This is a genomic window from Janthinobacterium sp. GW821-FHT03C08 (genome assembly GCF_059420905.1).
This window is the reverse complement of the sequence record NZ_JBWKUP010000007.1, coordinates 178,927-190,499: the sequence shown is the minus strand read 5'-3', so window position 1 is coordinate 190,499 and position 11,573 is coordinate 178,927. Positions and strand designations below refer to the sequence as shown.

The following is an 11,573-nucleotide window of genomic DNA, read 5'->3' as shown; positions in this document are numbered from 1 at the left end:
TTGAGAGGGGGCGCGCAGTCTACCCGCGGCCCAGGTTTTTTTCCACTGTCTTGACGAGGGCCACCAGGCGCGGCCCCAGGTCGGTCTCGAGTTTTTCGCGTGACAGCAGGAAGGCGGGGCCGCCGCAATTGAAGGCCATCACCTGTTCGCCGTCGGCACCCAGCATGGGCACGCCCACGGCATGCACGTCGTTCTGCCATTCGCCGGCCGAGATGCAAAAGCCCCGGTCCTGGTAATCCTTGAAGCCTTGCTCGATGCCGGCCTTGATGCGCGGCCAGCGTTCCGTCTCGTGCACGCGCGCATGGTCCATCAGGTAGTCGCGCTCGGCCTGCGGCAGGATGCACAGCAGGGCCTTGCCCATGGCCGTCGTCATCAGGGGAATGCGCGAGCCGACGTCGAGGCGCAGGGTGACGTTGGCGCTGCTGCGGCACGTCTCCACATAGACCATGCTGAGGCGGTCGCGCGTGCCCAGCGAGACGGATGCCTGTGCATGTTCGGCCAGTTCTTCCATCAGGGGCCGCGCCATCTTGCGCACGTCCAGGTTCGACAGCATGCGGTAGCCGAGGGCCAGCACGCCGGCGCCCAGTTGATACTTGCCCAGGCTGTCCGAGTAATTCAGGTAGCCCAGTTTCGTGAGGGTGTAGGTCAGGCGGGAGATGGTCGGTTTCGGGATGGCCGTGCGCTTGGCCATGTCGGCGTTCGACAGGAACACTTCGCCGGGACGGAAGCAGCGCAGCACTTCCAGGCCCCGCGCCAGCGCGTTGACGAACTGGCGGTCCTTGCCTTCCTCGTCGTCGCTGAAGACGATGAGTTCCGGATCTGCTGCGGATTGAATATTTGTCATATTGGCATTCATTTTCAGGCTCCCTGGAAACCAGTTTGCCTAGCCCTCATCCGGCTGTCAATCGTTTTGTGAAACATTCGTTCGCACAGCGAAATGCTGCGATGCGGGAAAAATGCGGGAAAAATTGACCTGCGCGCGCACTTTCGGCCTTGTCGCTTGAGCATCGCTATATACGCCTGTATATTGCGCTGTTGGGTGACGGCCGCCGCACGGGCGGCCGCTTTTTTTGAATATCGCTATATAAGACGATATATAACGAGAGAGAACAACATGACGATGGTGAAACAGGTAATGGCAGGCGCCGTGATGCTGGCGCTGGCGCAGATGGCGCAGGCGCAGCAGACAGCCGGCAAGGATGATGTGGAGGCGGCTGCGCCGTTCGTGCTGGGCACGATCACGGTGATCGGCCAGCGCGAGCAGGCAGGCCAGGCGGAACAGAAGGTGGGCACGCAGGTGAGCCGCGCCGAGATGCGCCGCTTCAACCGCGACAACGTGGGCGACGCCTTGAATTTGCTGTCCGGCGTGTCGTTGTCGACCAATTCGCGCAACGAGAAGACCGTGGCCATCCGCGGCTTCGATGCGCGCCAGGTGCCCCTGTACATCGACGGTATTCCCGTCTACGTGCCGTATGACGGCTACGTCGATTTCAACCGCTTCACCACAGCCGACCTGGCCGCCATCCAGGTGGCGAAAGGCTACAGCTCCGTGGCCTATGGCGCCAATACCCTGGGCGGCGCTATCAACCTGGTGTCGCGCAAACCCGTGGCGCGCCTGGAAGGCGACGCTTCCGTCGGCTTCGGCTCGGGCAGCGAGCGCCAGGCGTCGGCCAACGTGGGCACGAACCAGGGCCTGTGGTATCTGCAGGCGGGCGTGTCGTATATCGACAGCGACGGCTTTCCCCTGTCGTCCGACTTCCGCCCGACGGCCACGGAAGACGGCGGCATGCGCAACAACGCGTATCGAAAGGACCATAAACTGTCGTTCAAGGTGGGCCTGACGCCTGATGGCGCACGGGCGGGCGACGAGTATGCGCTCAGCTACTACAAGCAGCATGGCGAAAAGGGCCAGCCGCCATCGACCAATCCCGTCGGCGCGCGCTACTGGCAATGGCCGTACTGGAACAAGGAAAGCGTGTATTTCGTCTCGCAGACGCGCCTGGGCGAGGTGGAACGCCTGAAACTGCGGCTGTACCACGACAGCTACGACAATGAAATCACCTCGTACACGAACGGCAGCTACACGACCCTGAAGACCAGCGGCCAGGGCAGCGTCAGCGGCGGGCGCAGCATCTATAACGACCGCACGAATGGCGGCGCGGTGGAACTCGAATCGTTCCGCCTGGCCGCGCACAGCCTGCGCTTCGTTGCCAGCTACAAGGCCGACGAACACCAGGAACTCGACGCCAAGGACGTGCGCACCACCTGGTACAAGGATGCCCTGTGGACGCTGGGCGCCGAAGACAGCATCGCCCTGAACGGGGCGACGGAACTGTCGCTGGGGGTGTCGCGCAACGAACTGCGCCCGGACACCGTCTACAGCGCCGGCAATGCCTACACTTTGCCAGGCAATCAGGCGGCCACCGACCTGCAGGCGGGTGTGTTCCACACGATGAGTCCCGAGGCGAAGGTGTACGCCACCGTGGCGCGCAAGTCGCGCCTGCCGACCCTGAAGGACCGCTACTCGCAGCGCCTGGGCACGTATATCGAAAACCCCTCCCTGCGCGCCGAGGAGGCGCTTAACTATGAAGTGGGCTACCAGGCCCGCGTGCGCGGACTGGCGCTGGACGCCGCCCTGTTCTACAGCGACGTGAAGGACAAGATCCAGAGCGTGGCGAATGTGGCCGGCGTGCGCGCGCAGATGCAGAACGCGGGCAGGGCGCACATCAGCGGCGTGGAACTGGGCGCGCGCGGCAGTGCCGGCGCCTGGCTGGACTTCGGCGGCACTTACACCTACACGGACATGAAAAACGTCAGCGACCGCGCCATCCGCCTGACGGACGTGCCGCGCCACAAGCTGACGGCGCACGCCGTGCTGCACGCGGCGCGCCAGGTCGACGTGGTGGCCATCGCCGAGACGAACAGCGGCCGCTGGGTCTCGAACACGCTGGAGTTGGGCGGCTTTACCACCGTGAACCTGAAAGCCGTGTACCGCCCCATGCCGTCCCTGAGCCTGGAAGCGGGCGTGAGCAACCTGGGTGACCGCAACTACGCGCTGGCCGACGGTTTCCCCAGCGCGGGCCGCACGTGGCTGGCAAATGCGCAGTACCAGTTCTGATTTTTCACTGTCATGAAAGGACACAGCATGTTCAAGAAAATATTGGCTGGCTTTACCTCGGTGGCGTTGCTGGCAGCGGCACCCGCGTGGTCTGCCGCTCCTGCTCCCGCGCGCGACAACATGAGCCACGCGCTCGCCGTGACGGGCGTGGTGGAGACGCCATTGACCTTGAAGGTGGCCGACCTGCGCCTGCTGCCGCCCGCGAATGGCGGAGAGCTTGCCGTCACGCGCCACAACGGCGACAAGGCGGAGACCATCACCAGCTACAAGGGCGTGCGCCTGCGCGACATCCTCGACAAGGCGGTGCTCGATGCGCCGGGCCATAATGACGTCAAGAAGCTTGCCATCATCGCCACGGCCACCGATGGTTATGCGGTGGTGTTTTCCTGGGGCGAGCTGTATAACGCACCGGCTGGCGAGGGCGTGATCGTCTACTACGAGAAAAACGGCAAGGCCCTCGACGAGAATGATGGCGAGATCGCGCTGATCTCGGCGAAGGATATCCGCACGGGTCCGCGCCACGTGAAGTGGCTGAATGGCATCGAGGTGCGCAAGCTGGTGGAGTGACGCGCAGCTGCTGAAGAAAAAAACGCGCCGTGGAGCCATCCCCGGCGCGTTTTTTTATGTCGCCAGCGCCGTGCGCATGGCCGGGCCGGCCACGTCGAACAGGCCGCGCGCCTTTGGTGCCAATCCCAGCATGTGGATGGACGCATGGATCATGCCGTCGAGCCGCACGCACTGCGCCGTCACGCCATCGTCGCGCAGGCGCTGCGCATATGCCACGCCTTCGTCATGCAGCGGGTCGTACTCGCATACCAGCACGGTGGCCGGCGGCAGATCCTTCAGCGAGCCGGCCCGCAGGGGCGCCGCATAGGCATTCGCGCCGTCGGCCGGGTCGGTCAGGTAGGCCGACCAGCAAAAACGCATCGCTTCCCGCGTCAGCGAATGGCCCTCCGCATAGCGCTGGTAGGACGCCGTGTCGAAGGCGAAATCCAGGGCCGGGTACAGCAGCAGCTGGTGCGCCAGCGCGGGACCGGCCTGGTCGCGCGCCATCAGGGCTGCCGCCGCCGCCAGGTTGCCGCCCGCGCTGTCGCCGCCCACAGCCAGGCGCTTCGCGTCGATGCCCAGCGCCGGTGCCTTGTCCGCGACCCAGCACAGGGCTCGGTAAAAGTCGTCCAGTGGCACGGGGAACTTGTGCTCGGGCGCCAGCCGGTAGTCGACGGAAAAGATCACGCAGCCGGTGGCGTTGGCCAGCGCGCGGCAGGGATTGTCGTACAGGTCCAGCGAGCACAGACACCATCCTCCGCCATGCGCGAAGACGATGGCCGGCATGGGCTGGCCCGTGTCCGCGCCGGACGGCACGTAGGCGCGCACGGTGAGCGGGCGCCCGCCCGGCACGATGTAGTCGCGCACCGACGCGACCTCTTCCAGTGGCCCGTGCAGCTGGCGCAGGCCCGTTTCCGTGGCCGCGCGCAGGTCCGCCAGCGAGGCGGGCGGCGGCGCGTTTTTCGTCTGTTCCAGCCAGGCGGCGATCAGCGGATCGAGGCTCATGCAGGTTCTCCCGCCAGGAAGGGCAGCAGGTGGGCGATGAACGCTTCCGGCTGTTCTTCCATGATGAAGTGGCCGCATTCGGCGACGATGGCGCCTTGCAGGTTCCTGGCCTTGCCCTGCATGGTCAGCAGCGGCGCGTCATTCGTCGCGTGGTCGGCGCCGATGGCCAGCACGGGCATGGCCAGGCTGCGCTTGGCGCGCTCGAGGTTTTGCCGGATGGTTTCCGGAATCGCCCGGTAGTAGGCGAAACCGGCGCGCAGCGCGCCCGGCGTGGCGTAGGCGTCCGCATACACGTCGACGGCCACCTTGTCGCGGCGGTAGGACCAGCGATCCAGGATGAAGCGGATGTATTCGCGCTCCTTGCCCGCCGTGAGCATTTCCGGCAGATCGAGCACCTGGTTGAACATGAAGTGCCACAGGAAGATGTTGTCCGATGGCGCGACAAAAATGGGCGGCGCCGGTGCCAGGCCCGGGATCACGGCTTCCGTCAGCGCCAGTTTCGTCACGGCCTGCGGGAAGTCGCTGGCCAGCGCATAGCCTACCCACATGCCGATGTCGTGGCCGACGACGTCGTACTGCGCGTGGCCCAGGGCCAGCATGGCGCGGTGCAGGGTGGCGGCAACGGCGCCCGTGTCGTAGCCATCTGCCGGGCGGCTGGAGTGGCCGCTGCCGGGCGGATCGATGGCGATGGCCTGGTAGCCCTGGGCTGCCAGCGCCGCCATCACATGGCGCCACGCATACCAGGTCTGCGGCCAGCCTGGGATCAGCAGCACGGGTTTGCCGGTGCCGGGACCGGCGATGACGCAATGCAGGCGCTGGCCGTCGATGCGCACGTAGTCGTGGATGTAGCTGTTGTCATTCTGATGCATGGCAAGTCCTTGTATTGATACAGTTAATGAGTTGATTAGTTGTGCGTGATGCCGAGCAGGGTGTTGATCTGCTGCGCGCTGACGGGGGCGCCGGCGAAGTCGTCGAAGATCTTGTCGGTCACGGGAATGATGTGGGCATTGATGAAAGCCACGCCTTCGCGCGCGCCCACTTCCTGGTCCTTCAGGCAGCACTCCCATTCCAGCGTGGCCCAGCCCGCGTAGTCGTTCTGCGCCATCTTCGAGAAGATGGCCTTGAAGTCGACCTGGCCATCGCCCAGGGAGCGGAAGCGCCCGGCGCGGTTTTCCCACGACTGGTAGCCGCCGTAGATGCCTTGCCGTCCCGTCGGATTGAATTCCGCATCCTTCACATGGAACATGCGGATGTGGTCCTTGTAGATGTCGATGAATTCCAGGTAGTTCAGCTGCTGCAGCACGAAGTGGCTGGGGTCGAACAGCATCTTGCAGCGCGGGTGGCGGCCCACGCGCTCGTGGAACATCTCGAAGCTGATGCCGTCATGCAGGTCTTCGCTGGGGTGGATTTCGTAGCACAGGTTGATGCCCTGTTCCTCGCACACGTCAAGGATGGGCAGCCAGCGGCGCGCCAGCTCGTCGAAGGCCGCCTCGATCAGGCCGGGCGGGCGCTGCGGGAACGGGAACAGGTAGGGCCAGGCGAAGGAGCCGGAGAACGTGCCCATGTCCGTCAGTCCCAGGCGCTTCGAGGCCATGGCCGCCAGTTTCACCTGTTCGATGGCCCACTCGGTGCGTGCCGCCGGCTGGCCGTGCAGGTGGGCCGGGGCGAAGCTGTCGCACAGCGCGTCGTAGGCCGGGTGCACGGCCACCAGCTGGCCGAGGATGTGCGTCGTCAGTTCGCTGATGACGAGGCCATGGCCTGCCAGCATGGCAACGAGGTCGTCGCAGTATTGCTGGCTGTGCGCCGCTTGCGCCACGTCGAACAGGCGCGCATCCCAGGCGGGAATCTGCAGGGCCTTGAAGCCCATGCCGGCCGCCCACTCGGCGATGGCGGGCAGGGTGTTGAAGGGCGCCGTATCGGCGGCGAATTGTGCCAGGTGCAGGCTTGGTCCTTGGATGGTTTTCATATCGGCTCCTATTGTTTGTCGATCGACAAAGAATAGGCGAAATCTTCGGCGCGGTCAAGGCCGTGATGCAAAATAAATGCGGGACGCGCCATGGCGTGCAGGCGTTATACTGGCCGCCACTTCGCAAGCAGAGGATCAAGATGGCAGGAAGACCGAGGGAATTTGACCGCGCGCTGGCGCTGGCAAAAGCGCGCGACGCGTTCTGGACGCGCGGCTACGAGGGCGTATCGATGGCCGACCTGGTGGCGGCGCTGGGCATCGCCTCGGCGCGCATCTATGCGGCGTTCGGCTCGAAGGAGCAGCTGTTCCGCGAAGCCGTGGAACTGTATGAAACGGGCGAGGGCGCCTTTGCCGTGCACGCGCTGGCGGCCAGCCTGAATGTGCGCGACGCCGTGGCGCGCATGCTGGAGGAAGCCGTGCTGCTGTACACGCGCAGCGGCCAGCCGCAAGGCTGCATGGTGGTGACGGCCGCCACCAACACGAGCGCGGAAAACGCCGGCATCGCCGACTGGCTGGCGCAGCACCGCCGCGCACGCACGCAGGCCGTCATCGAGCGCCTGCGCGCGGCGCAGCTGGCGGGGGAATTAAAGGCGGAAGCCGACGTGCAGGCGCTGGGCGACTATTATGCGGCGCTGCTGCATGGCCTGTCGGTGCAGGCGCGCGACGGCATTCCCGCCGAACGGCTGCTGGCCTTGATCACGCCGGCCATGGCGCCGCTGGCGCTGGCAATGAACCGCTAGACTATCTTGCCGATAGCCGCGCCAGTCAAGTCTTGACGTCGATCAGGCTGCCCAGCGCCTGGTCGGCCGCCTTGACGACGTTCGCCGACAGGTTGAAGCCCGCCTTGTAGACGAGGTTATCCGTCAGTTCGGAAGCGAGGCCCACGCCGTTCGGCCGGCTTTCGGCCGCCTTGGCCGCGGTCGCATTGGCGCCGCTGACGCTCTCGCTGGCGGCCAACTTGCGCCCCTCGACGGAGAGGGTGACGCCCGTGCCGGCCGGGCTGGCTTCCTGGAAATCGGCTTGCTGCGGCTGGAAGCCCGGCGTATTCGCATTGGCGACGTTGTTGGCGGCCACATCCAGGGCGCGCTGGTTGGCGACCAGGCCCGACGTGCCGGTGGTAAGGGCGGATATGGACATGACAACTCCTTCTGTATGCCGCCAGTTTACTCCCATGTGCAGGAGAAGTGGTTGGTGCAAGGCAACAATTTTCCCGCCTGCGGGACCGCCGGCCGCTTCCTCAAAAAAATAGTGACCTGTCGTAACTTTTTAATATTGTCCTGCTGCATGGCACTGCCTAGACTGGCTGGGAAATCATCCCCCGGAGTTCGCCATTTCCCGCCTAGTCCGCCTGTTGTTGCTCGCTTTGCTGCTGGGCTCGTTTTGCCTCCCCGCGCCAGCGCAGCTTGCGCAACTGCCGCTCGACGCCCGCCTGAACGAGCAAATCATCATGGTGCCGGCCGGCGACGGCATGCGCGAAGTGCTGGAAACGACGCTCTTTCGCCCCAGCGGCCCCGGGCCGTTTCCCTTGCTCTTGATGAATCACGGCAAGCAGGCCGGGCCGGCCAGGCTGCAGCAGCGCGAGCGCTTCATTTACATGGCGACCGAGTTCGTGCGCCGCGGCTATGCCGTGATGTTGCCTATGCGCACGGGATTTGCCCGCTCCACGGGTAGCTACCGCGATTTCGGCTGCGACATGCTGGCCAATGCCCAGGGCCAGGCCCGCGACGTGCTCGATGCGCTGGCCTATGCGCGGCGCCAGGACTGGGTCGATGCGGATCATATCGTCGTGGCCGGCCAGTCGTATGGCGGCATGGCGGCGCTGGCGCTGGCCACGCGACCGGTGCCGGGCGTGCGCGGCGTGCTCAATTTTGCCGGCGGCCTGCGCGTCGATGCGCCGGGCTGCGACTGGCCATCGGCCCTGGCCAAGGCCTTTGCCACGTTTGGCGCCTACAGCAGCATCCCCAGCCTGTGGCTGTATGGCGCGAATGACGCATATTTCGCGCCGCCGCTGGTGCAGCGCCTGTTCCACTCGTTTGCGGGGTCCGGCGGCAAGGGGGAACTGTACGCCTACGGACCGTTCAAGCGCGATGCCCACCTGACCCTGGGCAGCCGCGATGGCGTGGCCGTCTGGCTGCCCGCCACCGAGCGCTTCCTGGAGAAAATCGGCATGCCGGTGCGCCAGGTCTACCGCGTGGCCGACCCGCTGCCGCCGCCCGACACGCATTTTGCCCTGCAGGGCGACATCGCCGCCGTGCCTTATTTGGCCGAGCAGGGGCGCGCCGCCTACCGCAGCTTCCTCGGCAAGACCACGCCGCGCGCCTTTGCCGTCTCGGCCAGCGGCGCCTGGGGCTGGGCGGAAGAGGGCGAAAGCCCCGACGTGCGGGCGCTGGCGTCGTGCCAGCGCAGCAGCAGTGCGCCGTGCCGCCTGTATTCGGTCGATGAAAGCGTCGTCTGGCCGGGGGGCAGCGGCAGCGCGGGCGCCGCCGGCGGGACGGAATAAGCCCCCGCGCACGATAGTTGTCGCCGAAACGGGCGGCGGGCGAATATACTAGGGGAAAAGGGAGGCGTTGCGCTTCCCGTCCGCCCTTATCATCCAGCGAGAATTCACCCTTATGGCGTCATCCCCAGAAAACCTCAGCATGGCCGTGTTTTGCGACTTTGAAAACGTCGCGCTCGGCGTGCGAGATGCAAATTACGAAAAATTCGATATCAAGCCTATCCTCGAACGCCTGCTGCTCAAGGGCAGCATCGTCGTCAAGAAGGCGTATTGCGACTGGGACCGCTATAAAAGCTTCAAGGGCACCATGCACGAAGCGAACTTCGAGCTGATCGAAATTCCCCACGTGCGCCAGTCGGGCAAGAATTCGGCCGACATCCGTCTCGTCGTCGATGCGCTCGACCTGTGCTACACCAAGGCGCACGTCAACACCTTCGTCATCATCAGCGGCGATTCCGATTTCTCGCCGCTGGTGTCGAAACTGCGCGAAAACGCCAAGCAGGTGATCGGCGTGGGCGTCAAGCAGTCCACTTCCGACCTGCTGGTGGCCAACTGCGACGAATTCATCTTCTACGACGACCTGGTGCGCGAAAGCCGCCGCACGGCCGCCAAGCGCGATGCGCGCGACACGCCAGTGGCCAAGCGTTCGCCGGACGAAGAAGTGCGCCGCAAGGAAAAATACGAGTCGCGCAAGACGGAAGCGATCGAGATGGCCGTCGAGACCTTCGACGCGCTGGTCTCCGAGCGCGGAGACAGCGGCAAGATCTGGGCTTCGATGCTGAAGGAAGCGATCAAGCGCCGCAAGCCCGACTTCAGCGAGTCGTACTACGGCTTCCGCACCTTCGGCAACCTGCTGGAAGAAGCGCAGACGCGCGGCTTGCTGGAATTCGGCCGCGATGAAAAGTCGGGCGCCTATGTCTACCGCAGCAGCGGCCTGGTGCCCGTGGCTGCGCCCGTGAGCGGGGAAGCGGCCAGCGACGCCGTCGCCGGCGGCGAAGCCGTCGTGACGGCGGAAGAGGGCAACCGCGAAGGTGGCAGCCGCCGCGATTCGCGCCGCAATGGCCGTGGCGGCCGCAAGCAGAACGAGCAGCGCCGCGGCGAATCCGCGCCACAGGCCTTCGTGCCGGTGGCCGATGTGGCAACCTCCGTCGACGTCATCGAGCAGTATGCGCCGGCGCCGCAGCCCGAGGTGGTGCACGAAGTGGCCGAAGCCGCAGTCGAGGTCGTGGCGGAAGAAGGCAACGCCAAGCGCGGTTCGCGCCGCAATGGTCGTGGCGGCCGCAAGAATGGCGATGGCGCCCGCGAAGCACGTGCCGAGGCTCTCGAGGCAGCACCGGTGGTGGAAGCCGCGACTGTCCCGGTACCTGAGCCGGAGCCGGTAGCGGAAGTGGCGGTGGAAGCGGCCGCCGAAGCGAAGCCGAAGGCCAAGCCGCGCACGCCGGCCCGCAAGGCGGCCGCAGCGAAAAAGCCGGCCAGGAAGGCGGCGGAAGCGGTTGTGGAAGCGGCGCCCGTGGTGGTCGAAGCGGTCGCGGTGGAAATCGCCCCCGTCGCCGAAGACAAGCCGGCCAAGGCGCCGCGCAAGACGCCGGCACGCCGTCCGGCGCGCAAGAAGGCGGAAGCGGCCTGATTGGCATCCGCACCGCCGCCGTGGGCAGACCCGTCGGGCCCGTCCCGGCCTTCGGCGTGCGCCGGCCTTGGCCAGGCGCACGACCGCCAAGCGCGCAAGCGTGTACGATGAGCCTGTCTTTAACGCGGCGGGCGGTGGTGCATGTATCACGGTGAACGGTTCAACAGCATTTCCCATACGGTGGGCGCCGCGCTGGCGGCCATCGGCGGCGTCCTCCTGATCGTCGTGGCGGCCCGCACGGGCGACCCATGGAAGATCGTCAGCTGCAGCGTCTACGCGGCCATGCTGCTGACCTTATATCTCACATCCACCCTCTACCACAGCATGCGCGGCAAGGCCAAGGCCGTGCTGCAGCGGCTCGACCATTGCGCCATCTACCTGCTCATCGCGGGCACCTACACGCCCTTCATGCTGGTGACCCTGCGCGGGCCGTGGGGCTGGTCGCTGTTCGGCGTCGTCTGGGGCCTGGCCGTCATCGGCATCGTGCAGGAATACGTCTACGCCAGGGGCGCGCGCATCCTGTCGCTGGTGATCTACGTGGCCATGGGCTGGCTCATCGTCATCGGCCTCAAGCCCCTGCTGGCGGCGCTGGAATGGAACGGTTTCCTGTGGCTGGTGGCGGGCGGCCTGTGCTACACGGGCGGCATCGTCTTTTATGCCACCGACCACAAGCTGCGCCATGGCCACGGCATCTGGCACCTGTTCGTGCTGGCCGGCAGTTGCTGCCACTTTGTCGCCATTTTGTTCTACGTTGCCTGACGTTGGCTGCCGCCTTCACTGTTGCTTTCAATCTATTATAATGGCGCGATATGTG

11 protein-coding genes are annotated in these 11,573 nt (G+C 65.6%); 6 read left to right on the top strand and 5 right to left on the bottom strand.

Annotated elements, in window-relative coordinates:
- Nucleotides 1-19 precede the first annotated feature (19 nt).
- Nucleotides 20-844: an IclR family transcriptional regulator gene (locus AC07VL_RS11790; RefSeq protein WP_494806003.1), complete on the bottom strand. Its 825-nt coding sequence runs from the start codon at nt 842-844 to the stop codon at nt 20-22.
- A 270-nt stretch (nt 845-1,114) separates the two neighbouring features.
- Here AC07VL_RS11790 and AC07VL_RS11785 point away from each other — a divergent pair, with 270 nt between their 5' ends.
- Nucleotides 1,115-3,118, top strand: coding sequence for a TonB-dependent receptor plug domain-containing protein (locus AC07VL_RS11785; protein ID WP_494806002.1), 2,004 nt, complete (start codon nt 1,115-1,117; stop codon nt 3,116-3,118).
- 27 nt (nt 3,119-3,145) lie between these two features.
- Nucleotides 3,146-3,685, top strand: a complete 540-nt coding sequence (locus AC07VL_RS11780) for a molybdopterin-dependent oxidoreductase (RefSeq protein ID WP_494806001.1) — start codon at nt 3,146-3,148, stop codon at nt 3,683-3,685.
- Between the two features lie 54 nt (nt 3,686-3,739).
- Here the strand turns inward: AC07VL_RS11780 and AC07VL_RS11775 are convergent, their stop codons facing one another.
- Genes AC07VL_RS11775 through AC07VL_RS11765 form a run of 3 tightly spaced genes read right to left on the bottom strand, consistent with a single transcriptional unit; the run spans nt 3,740 to nt 6,635 of the window.
- Nucleotides 3,740-4,669 carry an alpha/beta hydrolase gene (locus tag AC07VL_RS11775; RefSeq protein WP_494806000.1) on the bottom strand — a complete coding sequence of 310 codons (930 nt, stop codon included), beginning with the start codon at nt 4,667-4,669 and terminating at the stop codon, nt 3,740-3,742.
- Nucleotides 4,666-5,538, bottom strand: a complete 873-nt coding sequence (locus tag AC07VL_RS11770; protein WP_494805999.1) for an alpha/beta fold hydrolase — start codon at nt 5,536-5,538, stop codon at nt 4,666-4,668. The genes AC07VL_RS11775 and AC07VL_RS11770 overlap by 4 nt, the downstream gene beginning before the upstream one ends.
- A 35-nt stretch (nt 5,539-5,573) precedes the next feature.
- On the bottom strand, nt 5,574-6,635 hold the full coding sequence (locus AC07VL_RS11765) for a sugar phosphate isomerase/epimerase family protein (protein ID WP_494805998.1): 1,062 nt from the start codon (nt 6,633-6,635) through the stop codon (nt 5,574-5,576).
- A gap of 140 nt (nt 6,636-6,775) precedes the next feature.
- Here AC07VL_RS11765 and AC07VL_RS11760 point away from each other — a divergent pair, with 140 nt between their 5' ends.
- On the top strand, nt 6,776-7,375 hold the full coding sequence (locus AC07VL_RS11760; protein ID WP_494805997.1) for a TetR/AcrR family transcriptional regulator: 600 nt from the start codon (nt 6,776-6,778) through the stop codon (nt 7,373-7,375).
- 25 nt (nt 7,376-7,400) lie between these two features.
- Here the strand turns inward: AC07VL_RS11760 and AC07VL_RS11755 are convergent, their stop codons facing one another.
- Nucleotides 7,401-7,772: a flagellar basal body protein gene (locus AC07VL_RS11755; protein WP_290601292.1), complete on the bottom strand. Its 372-nt coding sequence runs from the start codon at nt 7,770-7,772 to the stop codon at nt 7,401-7,403.
- A 214-nt stretch (nt 7,773-7,986) separates the two neighbouring features.
- Between AC07VL_RS11755 and AC07VL_RS11750 the strand changes: the two genes are divergently transcribed.
- The 3 genes from AC07VL_RS11750 to trhA all read left to right on the top strand — a co-directional run bounded on the left by AC07VL_RS11750 (nt 7,987) and on the right by trhA (nt 11,518).
- Nucleotides 7,987-9,135 carry a dienelactone hydrolase family protein gene (locus AC07VL_RS11750; RefSeq protein WP_494805996.1) on the top strand — a complete coding sequence of 383 codons (1,149 nt, stop codon included), beginning with the start codon at nt 7,987-7,989 and terminating at the stop codon, nt 9,133-9,135.
- Nucleotides 9,136-9,247: 112 nt separating this feature from the next.
- Nucleotides 9,248-10,759 carry an NYN domain-containing protein gene (locus tag AC07VL_RS11745; protein WP_494805995.1) on the top strand — a complete coding sequence of 504 codons (1,512 nt, stop codon included), beginning with the start codon at nt 9,248-9,250 and terminating at the stop codon, nt 10,757-10,759.
- A gap of 141 nt (nt 10,760-10,900) precedes the next feature.
- A complete protein-coding gene (gene trhA, locus AC07VL_RS11740; protein WP_494805994.1) occupies nt 10,901-11,518 on the top strand; it encodes a PAQR family membrane homeostasis protein TrhA in 618 nt (205 codons plus the stop codon).
- Nucleotides 11,519-11,573: the final 55 nt, after the last annotated feature.